This is a genomic window from Sandaracinobacter sp. (genome assembly GCF_041909755.1).
Taxonomy (GTDB): domain Bacteria; phylum Pseudomonadota; class Alphaproteobacteria; order Sphingomonadales; family Sphingomonadaceae; genus Sandaracinobacteroides.
In genome coordinates, this window is the sequence record NZ_JAYRCW010000056.1 from 1 (window position 1) to 18,016 (window position 18,016).

Below are 18,016 nucleotides of genomic sequence, written 5' to 3' on the forward strand. Positions count from 1 at the left end.
AGCGAGATCCCTGGCGCGGGCGCTGACCCATTCGTCCCACGCATCCAGATGCTGGTGCAGCTTGCGATAGGCGAAGAAGCTGCCGTTGCGGCTGAAATCCAGCGGCATGGCGCCGCCCGCCACTTCCTGTGCCTCGTCTGCCCAGCCAAGGATGAACTCGCCGGGCGCCAGCGGCCGCCAGTTGCCCCGGCCATCCACCGCACCCTGCCCCACGCAGCGCAACAGCTCTTCCCGGCCCGGATACTGGCCTTCGAAGACCGGGTCGCCGATTGCATCCACGAAGCCGAAATGTTCGGTCGGCTGCGGCTTTGGCTTGCCATCGGGGCCCGGCGCATAGATGGCGGAAAGCTCCTGCCAGCGGGTATCCGCGCCCTTGTGGCCTTCCAGCAGCGTCACGCCGCTGGCGGTGGCTGCCTGAAGCACGAAATCGGTCAACGCCTGCAGTGCGGGAAGGGCATTTCCGTCGTCGTCCGCCCGGGCGTTCAGCATCACCAGCATGTGCGCCTTGGGCTGGCCGGGCTTCCACACCGGATCCCAGTAATCGAAGCCATTGTCTTTCACATCGTCGCCCAGGATCGGGGCGCGCACGGCCATGCCGTCGATGAACTCGTCGGGCATGCCGCGCAGCGTGCGCGTCGGCACGTCGAGCGCCAGCAGGCCCCAGAAGGTGAAGGCGATGTTCAGCGTGCAATCGGGCCGCGCCTGCGGATTGACGCCGGTTGCGATGCCCTTGCTGCTGGGCCAGCGCCGTGCCGTGGTGACCTTCGGGCGAAGCGCTTCCACAAAGGCCCGGCCTGCCGCCGGCGTTTTGGCGTGGAACAGGATGTAGCGGGCCTTGGGGAAACCAAGCTTGCCATAGGCGGACAGGATGCCCCCCTGCAGGTCGCCCAGTTCCAGCTCCACGGGCAGCGGCGCGCTCACAGCACCACCGCCTTGCCCTCGGCATCCACCTGTTTGTCTGCGACCAGTTCCGGCATTTCCAGCTGCACCCCATCGGATCGGATCACGCCCGGCGCCTGTGTCGGGCTTTCAGGATCTGCAGGGCGGACGCCCGACAGCCACTGGCCGAAGCTGGCGTGCAGCGCATCGGCATCCATGCCCTGCACGGCTTCCGCGAAGAAGGCGAAACGCTGCTGCACATGCAGCGCCTTCAGCACACTGGGCAGGTCGCTGTCCGGCGCGGGGGGAAAGGCGGCCTTGCCCTTGGTCCACAGCAGGCGGATGACGAGCAGCACGCCGACGGCGAGGCCCAGCAAGGCCCCCGCCAGCGCCCACCAGCCCCAGCCCAGCAGCAGCGCCAGCCCCGCCAGCGCAACCGCCGGCAGCACCGCGCGCCACAGCAGGCCGTTCAGCGTCAGGCCCTTCAGAGGCGGCCGGCCGGGCCAGTAATCATTGAAGCTCATCGTGGTTTCGACCTGGCAGCGGGCCACATAGTCGGCGAAGCTGCCGGCGGAATTCACCTGTTCGAAGCCATGGCAGTGGACGAAGATGGCCCGCATCTCCGCCTCGGTGCGGGTCCACAGCCCTTCGGCCCAGCTTCTGAGGCCCTTGTCAGGCTCGTCCGGGCGGAGATCGAAATCGGTCGCCAGCACCAGCCATGGGCGGGAGAGAACGTCGAACGGCTGATGCACCAGCGGATCGCGTTTCTTGATGACATTCCACAAGGGGTCGATGGGATCGCGGCCGTTGTACATCGGCTGATCCAGCACGAACATCCGCAGGAAATGGGTGCGCCGGCACTGGGCGAAGGGGCTGACGAGGCCGGTGTCGATCGAAACCGGGCTCTGCATCGCGGTGGGCAGGTTCGCCAGCTCTTCCCGCAGCAGGTTGGCATGGGTCGTCACCACGCCGCCGTCCGTCACCGGCTCGCCGGTTTTCACCGGGGCCAGCAGGGTCAGGAAATAATGGCCGCCGTCGATGTTGGGCATTATTCGCCTCCGCCCCAGCGGGCCAGCACCAGCGGCTGGCGATTGAGATCGGCGCGGGCTGTATCGTTGGAGGCGACCGGCGCGAAGCCGGGCGAGCCCAGATCATTCTGCACGGTGCGCAGTTCCTTCACCCAGGCGGCCCGGAAGGCCTGCGGCCCTGCGGCATGCGCCTGTTCCAGCCGCAGCACCGCGCGGCGCACGCGCAGCGCCGCCTTGATGTCGCGCTGCGCCGCGCCGGGGGTGGCGTTGTAGTAATGATCGGTGTCGATCTGGTTGGCGCGGATATAGGCCTTGAAGGGGCTGATCGGGATCGACTTCGGATATTTGGTGGCCGAGTACCAGAAAAGGTCCAGTCCGGATGGCAGGCCATCCGCGAAGGCATCGATATACTGATCCCAGGTTCCGTTGAAATTGGAAACGAAGATCGTGTAATCGTTGATCAATTCCTCTGGCGGTTGGCCGAGATCGGGCCATTGATCGCGCCTTACGATCACCCAGCGCGCGAAATGGATGATGGACAGGCCAAGAAGGCCCATCAGCCGGTCGGGCAGTGCGCGCGCGGCATAGAAGAGGAAATGATTGACCCAGGTGCGGCTGATGCCGAAGCGCCGCGGCCGCATCGGGGTGACGACATTCATCGCATAGGCCTTGCCGGCGACGTTCGACACGCTTCATTCCCCCGCCACTGACCCCGTTGAAGTTATTGACGGAAATTAAGGATGTTGCAACCCGGCGCAGGGAACGCGCCCTTTACTTTTCCGCCGCGCTGCCGGACGCCATGCCCCATGGCGGCGCTGCTGTGGCCGAGTCTGGGCGCCCTTCTGGGGCTGGTTGCCGGATCCTTCCTGGCAACGCTGGTGATCCGCTGGCCGGAGGGGAAACCTTTGTCGGGCCGGTCCCGCTGCGACAGTTGCGGTGCGGCAGTCGGCTGGGCCGATCTGGTGCCGCTGCTGGGCTGGCTGGCGCTGAAGGGCCGGTGCCGGGCCTGCGGCGCTGCGATCGACGCGCGACATCCCCTGTTCGAGCTGACGGCGGCTGCGATCGGCCTTCTGGCGATGCTGGCGGTGCCGGGGCCGCAGGGCCTTTGGGGCGCGCTGCTGGGCTGGACGCTGCTGGCGCTGCTGGCGCTGGACCTTGCACACTATTGGCTGCCGGACCGGCTGACCCTGCCGTTGCTGGCGCTGGGGCTGGCCGGCGGGCCGGGCCTGCTGACCGACCGGCTGCTGGGGGCGGCCATCGGCGGCGGCGGGCTGCTGCTGCTGGCCCTTCTCTATCGCTGGCTGCGCGGGCGCGAAGGGCTGGGGTTGGGCGATGTGAAGCTGATGGCCGCGCTGGGGGCCTGGTTAAGCCCGGCTTACCTGGGGCCGTTGCTTCTGGCGGCATCCGTTGCGGGGCTGGCCTTTGCCGCCCTCTCCCGCTGGCGGGGGGCCGGGGAAGAAGGCGCGCCGATCCGCGTTCCGTTCGGGGCGTGCCTGGCGCTTGCGGGCTTCCCGATGTGGCTGATCGCGAATGCGGCAGGCGGTGTCTGAAGCGCCTGTGGACGAGGGGGACAAGTGCTTGAAACGAATCGGTAACAGCCTTACGCCATTGGGGTCGGCACCCCTGAAATCCAGCCTCGAGGCCAGTTTGACGCGCGCTATCTGTCGGAAATTCGGCCTGTTTGGCGGGAATGGCGGGCCGGGAATCGGCCCGGCTGCATGACGCTGTCCCGAGTCCATTTCGGTCATCTGTTGCTGGGCGCGCTTGTGCTGGCGGCGATGCTGCTCGCGTGGCGGGCTGTGGGCGTGATCCGTCAGCCGCTGCCCGCGATTCCGCCGTTCAAGGCCCCGCAACTGGCGGACAGGTCATTGCTCGCCCGGTTTGACCCCTTTTTCCCCGCCCGCGCCGACAGTGGCGAAGGGCTGCCCGTGACAGCCCTGCCCTTCACCCTGCACGGCGTGCGGGCAGATTCCGCGACCGGGCGCGGCAGCGCGATCATTGCCGCCGGAGACGGGATGCAGAAGGTGTTTTCCGTTGGCGAAACGATCGCCGACGGCGTGACGCTGGCGGCCATCGCCGCCGATCATGTGGTGCTGGACAGGGCCGGCACGCGGGAAGCGCTGTGGATCGATTCCGGCGGCGAAGGCCCCGTGCAGCGCTTCGACCCGGGCCAGTCCCCGCCGCCGGGCGCGTCGCCGCCCGCCGAGGGGTCGGGGCTGACGCCTGAAACAGCGCCCCCGTCCGTGATGCCGGACGAGGAGGACGAGAAGGTGGTTTCGACGGCGGCCCGCGCGCCCGCGCCGGAGCCGCAGCCATGATGCGCCGCGCCGACCCGTCGCGCCCGGCACCGCCGCGCCCGGCACCGTCGCGCTCCGGCCTGTGGCGCACAGCCCTGGCGGCGCTGGCGATTGCCGCCGCTTCGCCGCTGGCCGCGCAGACCACGGTGAACCTGCGCGATGCCGACATCCGCGCCTTCATCGACGATGTCGCCCGGGTGACGGGCGCGACGTTCGTGATCGACCCGCGCGTGCAGGGCAAGGTTTCGGTGGTGTCGGAAAAGCCGCTGGGGCGCAGCCAGTATTTCGAGCTGTTCCTGGCGACCTTGAGGGCGAATGGCTATGTCGCCGTGCCGTCGGGCACCGGCCAGTATCGCGTGCAGCCGGCCGAAGCCGGCGCCGGGGTGGGCGGCGCGCGCTTTTCCACCTCCGTCATCCCGCTGACCAACATCGACGCGCAGCAGGCGGTCGATTCGCTGCGCCCCGTCCTCAGCCGCAACGGCACGGCTTCTGCCAACCGCGCCGGAAACGCGGTGATCGTGGCCGACTTCGCCGACAACATCAGCCGCGCCCGGCAGATCCTGCGGGAGATCGACCGCGATCGATCGACCACGCAGGTTGTGCAGCTGCGCAACGCCGGGGCGCGCGACCTCGCCACCTCGCTGCAGCAGCTGGTTCGCCAGCCCGGCGGCAGCGACGGGACGACGGCATCCGCCGTGTCGGTGGTGCCGGTCGACGCCTCCAACGCGGTCGCCATCCGGGGCGAACAGGCGCAGGTGGCGCGGGTGGCAAAGATCGCCCGAGACCTGGATCAGAAGGCGGCCGGCGGGTCTGAATCGCGCGTCATCTTCCTGCAGCATGCCGACGCCAGCGCCGTGATGCCGGTGTTGCAGCAACTGATGGGGCAGACGCCGACACCGGTGCAGACCAGCACGGGCATCCAGGGCCTTGCCGGCACGCCGTTCGGCAACCGGCAGCAACAGGCCCAGCAGCAGGCTGCCGCTGCACCGGCCGCGACGACGACGGCCGGGAATGTGGGCGTGGCCGCCGGCAACTCGCGGCGGCGCGCCATCATCGCCCGCTATGAAGGGGCGAATGCGCTGATCATCGCCGCGCCGCCCGAAATCCAGCGCGAGCTGGGCGAAGTGATCCGCCAGCTGGATACCCGCCGGGCGCAGGTGCAGGTGGAAGCCATCATCGTCGAGATTTCCGACACGGCCGCCCGGCAGCTGGGCGTGCAGTTCATGCTGGCGGGCAAGGATGGCACGGTTCCGCTGATTTCCTCCAACTTCTCCAACGCGGCGCCGAACCTGCTGGCGATCGCAGGCGCGGTGGCGGCGGAAAAGGGCGTGATCACGGGCGACGCCGCCACCCAGTTCCAGGATGCGGCGGTGAAGTCGCTGCTGGGCACCACGGGCCTCACCTCCGGCATCGCAAGCCTTGGCGGCAGCACGATTTTCGGCTTCGTCATCAACGCGGTGAAGAGCGACGTGAACTCCAACGTGCTGTCCACCCCCTCCATCATGACGCTGGACAATCAGCCCGCGCGGATCCTGGTGGGGCAGGAAATCCCGATCACCACCGGCGAGGCGCTGGGCAATAATCTGGACAACAGCTTCCGGACGGTTTCCCGGCAGGATGTGGGCATCCAGCTGGCGGTGAAGCCGCAGATCAACGCCGGCGGCACCATCACGCTGACGATCAACCAGATCGTCTCCTCCATCGCGGCGACGGTGGCCGAGACGGATTTCATCCTGAACAAGCGCGAGCTGGAAACCGCCGTGACGGTGGGTGACGGGCAGATCCTGGCGCTGGGCGGCCTGCTGGACGACAATGAGCGCAAGTCGCTGCAGAAAATCCCGATCCTGGGGGATATTCCGGGCCTCGGCGTCTTCTTCCGCTCGACCACCAAGAGCCGGGTGAAGACCAACCTGATGATCTTCATCCGCCCCACGATCGTGCGCACGCGCGAGGATGGCGATGCGGTGACCGCCAACCGCTGGGACAGCGTGCGGGAATCGCAGGAAGCGATGGTCGGCTACAGCCAGCTGGACGCGATGGCCTGGGATTATCTGCGGGTCGCGCCGCCCTACAAGCCGGCGCCCTTCCCGCCCCCGGCCCAGCCCGCCCCTGCGGCCCCGCCGAAGGGCCGGTAACGGTGGCAACCCCGCCGTCCGCCGGCTCCGGCCCGACGATGGGGCCCGCGCAGATCCTGCTGCCCTATGCCTTTGCGCGGACGCATGGCGTGCTGATGGTGCCCGGCAGCGACAGGCTTGCGATCCGGCGCGGCGCGAAGCCCGCCGCCATTCTGGAGGCGCGGCGCGTGGCGGGGCGCGCGGTGCATGTGGACACGCTGGGCGAGGAGGCGTTCGACCGGCTGCTGTCCGAAACCTATGCCACGGACGGGCTTTCGGCGGCGGCCGACGCGGCGGCGGCCTCCAACCTCGCCACGCTGGCGCGGGACACCGCCGACCTGCTGGACAATGACGATGCCGCCCCGGTGATCCGGCTGATCAACGCGCTGGTGGCGCAGGCGGTGCAGCAGGGCGCCTCAGACATTCACCTGGAGCCGCAGGAAGAGGGCATGTCCGTCCGACTGCGCCGCGACGGGGTGATGGAGGAAGTGCTGCGCCTGCCCGCGCAGGTGGCGCCCATGCTCGTCAGCCGGGTGAAGGTGATGGCGCGGCTGGATATCGCGGAAAAGCGGCTGCCGCAGGACGGGCGGATCTCGCTGACGCTGGGGGCCCGTGCGCTGGACGTGCGGGTGTCCACCCTGCCCGCGCGCGGCGGCGAACGGGTGGTGATGCGGATTCTCGACCAGTCCTCCGTGGGGCTGGAGCTGAAGGATCTGGGGCTCGACCCGACGACGCTGGGCGCGCTGACCGAGGCGCTGGGCGCGCCCAACGGCATCGTGCTGGTGACGGGGCCGACGGGCGCGGGCAAGACCACCACGCTATATGCCGCGTTGAAGCTGCTGAACGACGGCAAGCGCAACATCCTGACGGTGGAAGACCCGGTGGAATATGCCGTGCCCGGCGTGGGGCAGACGCAGGTGGACACCCGTGTGGGCCTGACCTTCGCGCAGGGGCTGCGCGCCATCCTGCGGCAGGATCCCGACGTGGTGATGGTGGGCGAAATCCGCGACCGCGAAACCGCCGAGATCGCCGTTCAGGCGGCGCTGACGGGGCATCTTGTGCTCTCCACCGTGCACGCCAATTCGGCGGCCGGGGCCATCACCCGCCTGCGCGACTTCGGCGTGGAGACCTTCCTGATCGCGGCCACGCTGCGCGCCGTCGTCGCGCAGCGGCTGGCGCGGCAGGTTTGCCCGGTGTGCGTGGGGGAAGAGCCGCTGCCCGCCCCGCTTGCCGCCCGGCTGGGTCTGCCGGCCGGGATTCCCGTCGCCAAGGCCAATGGGTGCCCCAGCTGCCGCCAGACAGGCTATCTGAAGCGGCGCGGCCTGTTCGAGCTGATCACGGCCGACGGCCCGGTGCGCAACCTGATCAACGAAGGCGCGGGCGAAGGACGGCTGGAAGCCGCCGGCCTGCACCGCAGCCTGAAGGAATCCGCGCGCGAGGCCGTGCGTGCCCGGCGCACCACGCCGACCGAGGTGCTGCCGCTGTTCCAGGGCGAGCCCGCGCGTGACCTGAGCCATGCGGGCGTGGCGGGCGGCATCGACCCGGCCGCCATTTCCCCGACCGGCGCGCCATGAACGCCCCGCTTCGCCCCGCCAAGGGCGCGGGCGACCTGCCTTTCTGGAAGCGGCCGATCCACATCGGCCCGAAAAAGGCCGATCCGGCCGCCCCCCGGCCGGGCGCGCAGGCCCGCGCCGAACCAAGGCTGGGCGCGCAGGCCCGCGCCACAATGATTCGCCAGCTGGCGACGCTGGCCGCCGTGATGCCCATTTCCGATGCCGTCGCCACGCTGGCGCGCCAGCCGGGAAAGGAAAGCGACCGGCTGGTCCTGCAGCGCACAAACCGGGCCTTGCAGGCGGGAAGCTCGCTGGCCGCGGCGCTGCCGGCTTCGGCCTTTCCGCCCGAAGTGAAGGCGACGATCGCGGCGGGCGAAGCCTCTGGCCGGCTGCCGCTTCTGATGGGGCGGCTTGCCGACACGCTGGAGGCGCAGGTGGCGCTGCGGTCCCGGCTCATTTCCTCGCTCGCCTATCCGGCGCTGCTGATGCTGGTGGCGGTGGGCGTGATCATCGCCATGCTGCTGTTCGTAGTGCCGGCGATTGCCGACCAGTTGACGGGCTCCGGCCAGGCGCTGCCGCTGCTGACGCGGATCATCCTGGGGCTTTCCGGTGCGGTGCAGCGCTGGTGGTGGCTGCTTCTGCTGATCCCGCTGCTGGCGGCCGCCGGGCTATGGCAATGGCGGCGGCAACCCGAAAACCGGGGCCGGATGGACAGATGGCTGCTGGACCTGCCCGGCATCGGCGGCTGGCTGTCGGCGCTGGAGGCGGTGCGCTGGTCGCGGCTGCTGGCGACGATGCTGTCCGCCGGGCTGCCACTGGCAGAGGCGTTGCAGATCACCTCTCCGACGCTGGGCAACATGGCCTGGCGCGATGCGACCGCGAAGATGGTGGCGCAGGTGCGCGCCGGTTCATCCCTCTCGGCGACGCTGCCGCTGCTTCCGAACCCGCCGGGGCTGCTGGTGTCTCTGGTGCAGTCGGGCGAAAGCTCGGGCCGGCTGGCGCCGCTGCTCGATTCGGCGGCCACCAGCCTCGACCGGCAGCTGTCCGATCGCAGCCGCACCCTGCTGGCGCTGGCGGAACCGGCGATCATCGTGATACTGGGCGGCATGGTCGGGGTGATCATCCTGGCCGTGCTGCTGCCCATCCTTGAACTCAACACCCTTGCCGGTTCGTCCATCGGAGCGCCCTGACATGTCTGCCCCCGCCATCCGCCGTCCCCGCCAGTCGGAACAGGGATTCACGCTTGTCGAACTGCTGGTCGTGCTGGCGATCATCGGCCTGCTGACAACCGTGGTGGTGATCAACGTGCTGCCGATGCAGGGCCGGGCGCAGGTGCAGAAGGCCGAGGCCGACATTGCCCTTATCGAGCAGGGGCTGGAATTCTGGCGGATCGACATGGGCCGCTACCCGACGCCGGAGGAAGGGCTGGCCGTGCTGACCGCGCCGGGCATGACGGGCGCCAAGCTGAAGAACCTGCCCAACGATCCCTGGGGCAGGCCCTATGGCTATGCCGTGCCCGGCGGGAACGGGCAGCCCTATGTCGTCTGGTCGCTGGGCGCCGATGGCGCGGAGGGCGGCGAAGGTGAAAATGCGGACCTGCGTTCCGACGCGAAATAGCCCGCCCCGCCCCGCGCGCGATCCGGAGGCCGGTTTCACGCTGATCGAGATGCTGGTGGCGATGCTGCTGCTGAGCCTTGTGGGGCTGACGCTGGCGCGCTTCCAGACCTTCCAGTTGCAGGGTACCGCCTCGCTGGCGGCGGCGGCGTCCGCGCGGCTTGCGGCGGACAATCTGGCGATCGACCTGCTGGTTGCGCCGGCCGCGCCGCTGTCCGCTGAAAGCGGTGTGGCGGATGTCGGCGGGCGGCAATGGCACTGGCAGGTGACGCCTGCCCCGGCGCCGGATCCCGTGCTGATGCCCGATCTGGTGCGGCTGGACATCGCCGTGACCGGGGCGGAAGGGGGCCAGCCGATCGCCACACGCAGCCTGATCCGCCCGCGCGGCAACCCGCCGGTGGTGGGGGCCGCCCGATGACGCGCAACGGCTTCACCCTTGTGGAGATGCTCGTCTCGCTGCTCATCTTCAGCATCATCGCGACGATCGCCACCGCCATGACGACAGGCGCGACCCGCAGCTTCGCGGCGACCAGCAGCGCCCTTTCCTCTCTGGCGGAACTGGACCGGACACGCAGCGTGCTGGCGGCCGACCTGGGACAGGCCGCGCAGCGGCCAAGCCTGGCGGCGGACGGCAAGCCCCTGCCCGCCTTCACCCTGACGCCGGATGGCTTTGTTCTGGTGCGCACGCGCGGCGGCGACGTGCTGCCGGGGATCGAGAAGGTCGCCTGGGGGCTGGTGGACGGCCAGTGGCTGCGCCAGCCTTTCCCCGCGATCGACCTCGCCACGCCGGGCGAGCCTGTGGTGATGCTGTCGGGCGTGGAATCGGTGCGGATCCGGGTGGCGGATCGCGGCGGCTGGCGGGACGACTGGAACCCGCCCGCGCCGGATGAACTGCCCCGGGCCGTGGAACTGACGCTTCAGCGGCAGGGGGCGTCGCCGGTGACGCTGAAATTCCTGGTGGCGGCATGAAAGCCGGCCCGACTGCAAGCCCGTCGGAACGGGGCGCGGCGCTGCTGGCCGTTCTGGCGATGGTGGTGCTGCTGGCGGGATTCGCGACGGCCGGGCTTTCGCGGCTGAAGGCGGCCGGCGACCGGATCAGCTCGGCGCAGGCCCAGGCGGAGGCGCAACTGCTCGCCAGCACGGGCGTGACCATGGCGGTGTCCATCATCTCCCGCCTGAAGGCGCAGTCGCGCAACAACCTTGCCGTCATCCAGGAGCCGCTCACCTTCGACCTGCCCGGCGGAAAGGTGACAGCGCGCTTCCGCGACGGCGGCAACTGCTTCAACCTGAACAGCCTTGCCCGCCCGCCCGCCACCACCAGCACCGGGGTAACCCCCGCCGCTGCCCGGCCGCAGGATTTCGCCCGGCTGCTGACGGCGTCGGGCATCCCGTTGATGGAGGCGACCAGCATTTCAAGAGCCACGGCCAACCGGCTGGCGCAGACCGGCCAGCTGTGGGCGGACCCGACGGAATGGGCCGCCATCCCCGGCGTGACGGCGCAGCACTGGGCGCTGGCGGGGCCGCTGCTGTGCGCCCTGCCCTCCAGGGAGACGGCGGCGCTGAACATCAACAGCCTGACGCCGGACAAGGCGCCGCTGCTGGCCGCGATGGGGCTGGGGGCAGATGAGGCGCGGCGCGCCATTGCCGCCCGGCCCGCTGCGGGCTGGTCCTCCGCCTCTGATTTCATGGGGTCGTCCGGCAGCCGGACAGAGGAAGCCGGGGGCGCGGCGGAGCAGCTGGGAACCAGCACGCGCTGGATGACGCTGGCGATCGAAGTGGAAACAGCGAAGATCCGCATTGCGCGCGACCTGTTGATCGATACGCTGGAACAACCGGCGGCTGTGGTATCCAGCCGCTGGCGGGCCGTGGAAGAGGCATCATGACGTTTGTGCTGGAAACAGAAGATGGGGTGCTGCACCTGGGGAGCGACGACGGCGACGGCGACAGCCCGCTGGTCGCGCTGCTGCCCGGCGACGACATCGCCCTTCACCGGCTGGCGCTGACGGAAACCGACGTGCGGGAACGGCTTTCGGAGGCGCGCATGCGCGTGACGGATCTGGCCGCCCAGCCGATCGAGGAGCTGCATGTGGCCGTGGGGCCCGTGGACGCGGACGGGCACAGCTGGGTCGCACTGATCGAGCGGCAGCGGATGGCGGATCATCTGGCGCATCTGAAGGCCGCCGGCGCTGACCCTGCCCATGTCGTGCCGGCGGCGTTGCTGCTGGATGCAGCCGAAGGCGCACCCAGCATGGCCCGCTTCGGGGATCGGGTGCTGCTACGGACCAGCGATCTGGCCGGCCTTGTCGAACCCTCGCTGGCGTCATCGCTGAGCGGCACCAGCCTGCTGGGGCGGTTCGTGCAGCTGAGCGAATTCGCGCCGGCTTCCGTGCCCGACGAACTTCCCCTTGATCTGCTTCAGGGCGAATTCGCCCCGCGCGACCGTTGGTGGCGCGACCGGCGATTCCGCCTGTGGGCGGGGGCGCTGGCCCTGCTGGTGCTGCTGCTCGCGCTTGCCCCGCCGCTGATCGACCGGGCGCGGGGCATGGCGGCGATCGCCGCCTATGACCAGGCCGTGGTGGAACTGGCGGCGCAGACGCTTGGGCAGCGCCCGGCAGATGCGGTGGCGGGCGCGAAGGCGCTGGCGGGCGCCCGCGCGGCCGCCGAGGGCGGTGCGCTGGGGGCGCGGCTGAGCTTTGCCGCCCACAGCATCGAAACCATTCCCGGCGCCCGTTTCGACACCGTGAAGCTGGCGCCGGACGGCGCGCTGGCAATCGGGCTGGGCGGCCCGGCGGATGCGATCAACCTTGTCGGCCCGCGCATGGCGGGCGGCCCGTTCGTGGCTGAAGCCGATGGGACGAGCGTGACCCTTGGCGACCGTGTGGCGGGGCGCCCTGCGAACGACAGCGCGCTGTCGCTGGCGATGCTGCGGCTGGTGGCGGCCCGGCAGGATGCCGCGCTGGTGGCGGCTGCGAAGGCGCGCGGCACGCCGATGACGGCGGACCAGGTGGCGGCGGCGCTGGTGACGGCGGGCCTTGCCGATCCGGCGGCGGCTGCCGGGGGGCGCATTGCCATTCCGGCTGCCCGATCGACCGTGCTGCTGCCGCTGATCGCGGACCTTGAAATGAAGGGCGCGCGCTTTTCCGCCGCCGAGATCCGCCGCAATGCAGACGAGACACTGTCCGCGACGCTGGAGGTCCGGCCATGATCCTGCTGGCGGCCGCCGCCGCATCGCTGATGGGACTGACGGAGCTGCCGCCGCAGGCGGCTGCCCCCGGCCGCTGCCGCATCTTCCTGTGGGCCCGGACGGAAACGCCGTTCCGGATCGCCATGGTCGATGAAAGCGCGCAGACAATCCGGCTGCGCAAGGGCAAGCAGATGTTCGACATCGCCCAGTTCGCGCCGGGCGAATTCGGCGGCCACGGTTATCGCGTGGCGCTGCGGCTGGAATTCGCCACCGGCGGACAGATCCAGAATGGGCAGCTGATCAGTTCGGGCTCGATGCGGATCGAACAGGTGGATGCGAAAGGCGGCACCACGGGCGAGACGCTGTCGGTTCCGGTGGGCGGGATGCGGGCCTGCGGCTAACCGGTCCGGGCGCTGCCTCAGACCGGGCAGTTCCGTTCCTTGGCGATCCCCTTCAGGAAGCCGCGCCGGGCCATCCCGGCCGCCACCATCATGCGAAACTTCCGGTCCGCCTCCGCAGCACCCGTTGCCTCGCGTACGATCCCGCGGAACGGGATCAGCGAGTTGACGATGGATTTCGCCCCGGCCTCCGCCAGCCGCTCCGGCAGGGCGTCGCCCTTTTCATCGACGGCATCGACATCGGGGCCCAGCACGACATCCAGCTCTCCGATGGCGCGGCGGATATCCTGACAGCGCTTGATCCCGGCCAGCGAATAGGGCGCGCGCTGGGCATCCTTCAGCACCTCGGGCGGATTTTCGCGCATCAGCCCCACATCCTTCACGGGCTGACGCACGATATTTTCCGCCTTGTCGCCCAGCCGGTCCGCGCCGGACTGCTGCTGTTGCGCCTGCGCCAGTCCAGGGCTGGCCGCCAGCAGCAGCCATGCGCCGATCAGGATCCGCATCGTCTCACTCCTCCTGCGGCTGATTGTCCGGCAGCCGGCCTGAACCTCAGATGTCGAGGTTCGCGACCGACAGGGCATTCTGCTGGATGAACTCGCGCCGGGGTTCCACAACATCGCCCATCAGCTTCGTGAAGGTTTCGTCCGCTTCGAACGCGTCGCCGATCTCCACCTTCAGCAGCGTGCGGGCGGCCGGATCCAGCGTGGTTTCCCACAGCTGTTCGGCGTTCATCTCGCCCAGCCCCTTGTAGCGCTGGACGGCAAGGCCCTTGCGGCCCGCTTCCATCACGGCATCCAGCAGTTCCGACGGGCGGCGGATTGCGGCGATTCCGATCCGGGCCGGGCGCGCCCAGCGGCCGGCCTGCGGCGCGGCAAGCGCGTGCAGCTTGCGGGCTTCGGCGCTGGCGATGAAGGCCCGGTCGATCACGAAGGCATCCGTCACGCCGCGATCGAGGTGCCGGATCACAAAACCGCCTTCGGCCGCGGGTTCCGCCGTCCACCCTTGCGAACCGGCGTTCAGCCAGTCGGCCAGTCCCGCAGCGGTTGCTGCCGTGTCACCGCCTTCCGGGTTCAGCGCGCCGGCCAGCGCCAGCGCCTCAACCAGGGCGGGCGGATAGCGGCGCGGCACATAGGCCATCAGCCGCTTCATGCGCCGGGCATGGTCCACGAGCGCGGAAAGGTCCGCGCCAGAGATGGTTTCGCCGTCGATCTCCATCATCATGCCCGAAACGCCGTTGGAGACCAGATGTTCCTCCAGCGCGGCCTCGTCCTTCAGATAGACTTCGGACCGCCCGCGCGTGACCTTGTAGAGCGGCGGCTGGGCGATGAAGAGATGGCCGGACCGGATCAGGTCCGGCATCTGCCGGTAGAAGAAGGTCAGCAGCAGGGTGCGGATGTGCGCGCCGTCCACGTCGGCGTCGGTCATGATGACGATCTTGTGGTAGCGCAGCTTTTCCAGGTTGAACTCGTCGCGGCCGATACCGGTGCCCAGCGCCTGGATGAGGGTGCCGATTTCCTTGGACCCCAGCATCCGGTCGAACCGGGCGCGCTCCACGTTCAGGATCTTGCCGCGCAGCGGAAGGATGGCCTGAAAGCTGCGGTCGCGGCCCTGCTTGGCCGAGCCGCCGGCGGAATCACCCTCCACCAGGAACAGTTCGGATTTGGCCGGATCCTTTTCCTGACAGTCCGCCAGCTTGCCGGGCAGCGAAGCGATGGACAGCGCGGATTTCCGGCTGGCCTCGCGCGCCTTGCGGGCGGCTTCGCGGGCGATCGCGGCCTCGATGATCTTCTGCACGATGGCGCGGGCGGACTGGGGATTTTCCTCCAGCCATTCGGCCAGCTTGTCGGCCAGAAGCGATTCCAGCGGCTGCCGCACTTCGGACGAGACAAGCTTGTCCTTTGTCTGGCTGCTGAACTTCGGATCGGGCAGCTTCACCGAGACGACGGCCGTCAGCCCTTCGCGCATGTCATCGCCGTTGAGGCCGACCTTTTCCTTCTTCAGCAGGCCCGACTTTTCGGCATAGGCGTTCAGCGTCCGCGTCAGCGCGGAGCGGAAGGCCGCCATGTGGGTGCCGCCGTCCCGCTGCGGGATGTTGTTGGTGAAGGCGAGAACCTGTTCGTAATAGCTGTCGTTCCATTGCAGGGCGACTTCGATGCCGATGTCGTCGCGCTGGCCGCGAATGGCGACGGGCTCGGGCATCAGCGCCGACTTGGTGCGATCCAGCCAGCGGACCATTTCCGTGAGGCCGCCTTCGTAGAACAGCTCCACTTCCTTGCGGTCCGCATGGCGGGCATCGACAAGGAACAGCCGCACCCCGGAGTTCAGGAAGGCGAGTTCCCGGTAGCGATGCTCCAGCTTCTCGAAATCGAACTCGATCCCGGTGCGGAAGGTTTCGATCGAGGGCAGGAAGGTAACGGCCGTGCCGCGCTTGTCCCCCTGAGGGCCGACAATTGCGAGCGGCGCTTCCGGCACGCCTTGGCGGAAGCGCATGAAATGTTCATGACCGTCCCGCCAGATGCGCAGTTCTGTCCAGTCAGACAGGGCATTCACCACCGAGACGCCAACGCCGTGCAGGCCGCCGGACACCTTGTAGCTGTTGCCTTCCTGGTTGTTGAACTTGCCGCCCGCGTGCAGCTGCGTCATCACCAGCTCGGCGGCGGAAACGCCTTCCTCCGGGTGGATGCCGGTCGGGATGCCGCGGCCATTGTCCTCCACGGTGACCGACCCGTCGGCGTTCAGCTGGATGAGAACGCGGTCGCAATAGCCCGCCAGCGCCTCGTCGATGGCGTTGTCGGAGACTTCGAAGACCATGTGATGCAGGCCCGACCCGTCGTCGGTGTCGCCGATGTACATGCCGGGCCGCTTCCGGACGGCCTCCAGCCCCTTCAGAACCTGAATGGATTCAGCACCATAGTCACCGGTCGGGAGGGCGCTCTTCTCAGTCTCTTCGCTCATGCAAAGTCTATAGGGAATGCGATTGCGCGATGCCAGCAAAAGCGGTGTCAGCCGGCTGAAATCGCCCCTTGCGAAACGGTGAAACGGGCCGCTTCCAGCCCTTCGAACAACAGCGGATCCGTGCCAGTCAGCCACGCCTGCCCGCCCAGCGCCGCCAGCTGCGCGAACAGCGCCCGCCGCCGGTCGGGATCGAGATGGGCGACCGCCTCGTCCAGCAGCAGCAGCGGCAGGCGGCCCGTCCGCTCCGCCACCAGCGCCGCATGGCCCAGCAGGATGGAAACCAGCAGCGCCTTCTGCTCCCCCGTGGAGGCAAGCGCAGCCGGCATCCGCCCGTCTCCATGGGCCTTGTCGGCATGGGTGACGAGAAGATCCTGCCGGTGCGGCCCCTGCGTCGCCCGCCCGGCCGCCCTGTCCGCGCTGCGCGCGGCGCGCAGCCGGCCCGGCAGATCCGTCTGATCAGGGTCTGACAGCGCCAGCGCGGCCTTGGGGAACGGCCCGTCCGGCGCTGCCGCCAGCTGGCGATCCAGCGCCGAAACGGCGGCCGCCCGCGCGTCGGCCAGCGCAGCGCCATGCTCGGCCATCTGTGCTTCCAGCGCGGTCAGCCAGGCGGGATCGGCCGGTTCGTCGGCCGTCAACAGCCGGGTGCGGGCGCGCATCGCCGCCTCGTAGCGGGTGGCGTGCCCGGCATGGCCGGGGCTGAGCGCCAGCACCAGCCTGTCCAGAAAGCGGCGGCGGGCGGACGCGGTATCGGCGAACAGCCGATCCATCGCGGGCGTCAGCCACAGCTGGGACAACCAGTCAGAGAGGGCTGACAGGGCGGCGTTCGCGCCGTTGATCTTCAGCAGCCGCCGCTCCGGCGCGTCGGCGCGCGTGGCCGTGACGATCGAGATGGGCGGCAGGCCGGGATCGGGCAGCAGGTCGGCCAGAATGGTGAAACCGCCCGCACCGCCTGCGGCCGCCATCTGAGACAGCGGGCTGCCGCGCAGCCCCCGCCCCACGGCCAGCAGCGAAACCGCCTCCAGCAGGTTGGTCTTGCCGGCTCCGTTCGGCCCCGTCAGCAGCACGAAGGGGGCGGCACCCGGCTGCAGCCGCGTCAGCCCATGATTGCGGAAACCGCGAAGCTCGATCGACAGGAGATGGACGGGCACCGGCACAGCAGAGCGTCTAGCCGCCGCGGCGCAGAGCGGCTAGAGGCGGGACTGACCCGACCCAACGACATAGGATGTGTCGACCGCATGAACACCGCAGCCGAACTCATCGGATTCGTCGTCTACCTTCTTCAGCTCTTCATCTGGGTGATCATCATCCAGGCGATTCTCAGCTGGCTGGTGGCCTTCAATGTCGTGAACCTCAACAACCGCTTCGTCCATTCCGTGCTGACGGGGCTGGACCGGCTGCTGAACCCGCTGCTGAGGCCGATCCGCAACCTGCTGCCCGACATGGGCGGCATCGATCTGTCGCCGCTGGTGCTGGTCCTGGGCATCATGCTGACGCAGCGGCTGCTGCAGGGCCTGGCGCTGGATCTTCTGGTATGACCACCGGGCAGATCATCGACGGCAAGGCCCACGCCCTGCGCCTGCGCGCCGAAATCGCGCAACAGGTGATCACCCGTGCCGCGGCCGGCGCCCGCGCCCCCTGCCTGGCCGTGGTGCTGGTGGGCGAGGATCCGGCGAGCCAGGTCTATGTGAAGAACAAGATCAGCGCCTGCCGGGATGCCGGCATCACCTCGATCGAGCACCGGCGTGACGCGGCGTTGCCCGAGGCAGAGCTGCTGGCGCTGGTGGAGGCGCTGAACCGCGATTCGGGGGTGGATGGCATATTGGTGCAGCTGCCGCTGCCGCCGCACATCGACAGTGCGGCGGTGATTTCCGCCATATCGCCCGACAAGGATGTGGACGGCTTCCACCCGGTGAACGCCGGGCGGCTGGCGACAGGGCTGGACGGTTTCGTCCCCTGCACGCCGCTGGGCTGCCTGCGCCTGCTGGAAGCGA

Annotated in this window: 18 protein-coding genes and 1 pseudogene; 13 read left to right on the forward strand and 6 right to left on the reverse strand. The window is 69.2% G+C overall.

From position 1 onward, the window contains the following. From ACE3O8_RS08790 to ACE3O8_RS08800, 3 genes and pseudogenes are all read right to left on the reverse strand, one after another. Positions 1-921 (reverse strand): annotated as a pseudogene (locus ACE3O8_RS08790) (hypothetical protein); the annotation flags it as partial. Further along, complete coding sequence (locus ACE3O8_RS08795) at positions 918-1,928, reverse strand: hypothetical protein (RefSeq protein WP_374388867.1); 1,011 nt, start codon at positions 1,926-1,928, stop codon at positions 918-920. The pseudogene ACE3O8_RS08790 and the gene ACE3O8_RS08795, both read right to left, overlap by 4 nt. Next, on the reverse strand, positions 1,928-2,596 hold the full coding sequence (locus ACE3O8_RS08800) for a hypothetical protein (RefSeq protein ID WP_374388869.1): 669 nt from the start codon (positions 2,594-2,596) through the stop codon (positions 1,928-1,930). The genes ACE3O8_RS08795 and ACE3O8_RS08800 overlap by 1 nt, the downstream gene beginning before the upstream one ends. A gap of 117 nt (positions 2,597-2,713) precedes the next feature. Between ACE3O8_RS08800 and ACE3O8_RS08805 the strand changes: the two genes are divergently transcribed. The 11 genes from ACE3O8_RS08805 to ACE3O8_RS08855 all read left to right on the forward strand — a co-directional run bounded on the left by ACE3O8_RS08805 (position 2,714) and on the right by ACE3O8_RS08855 (position 13,070). Then, positions 2,714-3,457, forward strand: coding sequence for an A24 family peptidase (locus ACE3O8_RS08805; protein ID WP_374388870.1), 744 nt, complete (start codon positions 2,714-2,716; stop codon positions 3,455-3,457). A gap of 168 nt (positions 3,458-3,625) precedes the next feature. Next, a complete protein-coding gene (locus tag ACE3O8_RS08810) occupies positions 3,626-4,225 on the forward strand; it encodes a type II secretion system protein N (RefSeq protein WP_374388872.1) in 600 nt (199 codons plus the stop codon). Then, positions 4,222-6,339, forward strand: a complete 2,118-nt coding sequence (gspD, locus tag ACE3O8_RS08815) for a type II secretion system secretin GspD (protein WP_374388874.1) — start codon at positions 4,222-4,224, stop codon at positions 6,337-6,339. The genes ACE3O8_RS08810 and gspD overlap by 4 nt, the downstream gene beginning before the upstream one ends. 2 nt (positions 6,340-6,341) lie before the next feature. Beyond that, the gene (locus tag ACE3O8_RS08820; RefSeq protein ID WP_374388876.1) at positions 6,342-7,892 is read left to right on the forward strand and encodes a GspE/PulE family protein; all 1,551 of its coding nucleotides are present in this window, start codon (positions 6,342-6,344) and stop codon (positions 7,890-7,892) included. Further along, the gene (locus ACE3O8_RS08825; RefSeq protein ID WP_374388878.1) at positions 7,889-9,061 is read left to right on the forward strand and encodes a type II secretion system F family protein; all 1,173 of its coding nucleotides are present in this window, start codon (positions 7,889-7,891) and stop codon (positions 9,059-9,061) included. The genes ACE3O8_RS08820 and ACE3O8_RS08825 overlap by 4 nt, the downstream gene beginning before the upstream one ends. Before the next feature lies 1 nt (position 9,062). Further along, entirely contained in the window at positions 9,063-9,488 is a 426-nt protein-coding gene (gene gspG / locus ACE3O8_RS08830) for a type II secretion system major pseudopilin GspG (protein ID WP_374388880.1), read from the forward strand. After that, positions 9,460-9,903, forward strand: coding sequence for a type II secretion system protein (locus tag ACE3O8_RS08835; RefSeq protein ID WP_374388882.1), 444 nt, complete (start codon positions 9,460-9,462; stop codon positions 9,901-9,903). Before gspG ends, ACE3O8_RS08835 begins: the two co-directional genes overlap by 29 nt. Then, positions 9,900-10,454, forward strand: coding sequence for a type II secretion system protein GspJ (locus tag ACE3O8_RS08840; RefSeq protein WP_374388884.1), 555 nt, complete (start codon positions 9,900-9,902; stop codon positions 10,452-10,454). Before ACE3O8_RS08835 ends, ACE3O8_RS08840 begins: the two co-directional genes overlap by 4 nt. Beyond that, positions 10,451-11,368, forward strand: a complete 918-nt coding sequence (gene gspK / locus ACE3O8_RS08845) for a type II secretion system minor pseudopilin GspK (protein ID WP_374388886.1) — start codon at positions 10,451-10,453, stop codon at positions 11,366-11,368. The genes ACE3O8_RS08840 and gspK overlap by 4 nt, the downstream gene beginning before the upstream one ends. After that, positions 11,365-12,690 (forward strand): type II secretion system protein GspL, encoded by a 1,326-nt coding sequence (gene gspL / locus ACE3O8_RS08850; protein WP_374388888.1) that lies wholly within the window; start codon positions 11,365-11,367, stop codon positions 12,688-12,690. Before gspK ends, gspL begins: the two co-directional genes overlap by 4 nt. After that, the gene (locus ACE3O8_RS08855; RefSeq protein WP_374388890.1) at positions 12,687-13,070 is read left to right on the forward strand and encodes a hypothetical protein; all 384 of its coding nucleotides are present in this window, start codon (positions 12,687-12,689) and stop codon (positions 13,068-13,070) included. The genes gspL and ACE3O8_RS08855 overlap by 4 nt, the downstream gene beginning before the upstream one ends. 17 nt (positions 13,071-13,087) lie before the next feature. Here the strand turns inward: ACE3O8_RS08855 and ACE3O8_RS08860 are convergent, their stop codons facing one another. Genes ACE3O8_RS08860 through recF form a run of 3 tightly spaced genes read right to left on the reverse strand, consistent with a single transcriptional unit; the run spans position 13,088 to position 17,173 of the window. Further along, positions 13,088-13,573 carry a hypothetical protein gene (locus ACE3O8_RS08860; protein WP_374388892.1) on the reverse strand — a complete coding sequence of 162 codons (486 nt, stop codon included), beginning with the start codon at positions 13,571-13,573 and terminating at the stop codon, positions 13,088-13,090. Between the two features lie 46 nt (positions 13,574-13,619). Further along, positions 13,620-16,025: a DNA topoisomerase (ATP-hydrolyzing) subunit B gene (gyrB, locus tag ACE3O8_RS08865; RefSeq protein WP_374388894.1), complete on the reverse strand. Its 2,406-nt coding sequence runs from the start codon at positions 16,023-16,025 to the stop codon at positions 13,620-13,622. Between the two features lie 47 nt (positions 16,026-16,072). Beyond that, positions 16,073-17,173 carry a DNA replication/repair protein RecF gene (gene recF / locus ACE3O8_RS08870; protein ID WP_374388896.1) on the reverse strand — a complete coding sequence of 367 codons (1,101 nt, stop codon included), beginning with the start codon at positions 17,171-17,173 and terminating at the stop codon, positions 16,073-16,075. Positions 17,174-17,260: 87 nt separating this feature from the next. Between recF and ACE3O8_RS08875 the strand changes: the two genes are divergently transcribed. Both ACE3O8_RS08875 and ACE3O8_RS08880 read left to right on the forward strand, forming a co-directional pair. Then, entirely contained in the window at positions 17,261-17,560 is a 300-nt protein-coding gene (locus ACE3O8_RS08875) for a YggT family protein (RefSeq protein ID WP_374388898.1), read from the forward strand. Further along, positions 17,557-18,016 (forward strand): tetrahydrofolate dehydrogenase/cyclohydrolase catalytic domain-containing protein (locus tag ACE3O8_RS08880; protein WP_374388900.1); only part of this gene is annotated, 460 nt, incomplete at its 3' end. The genes ACE3O8_RS08875 and ACE3O8_RS08880, both read left to right, overlap by 4 nt.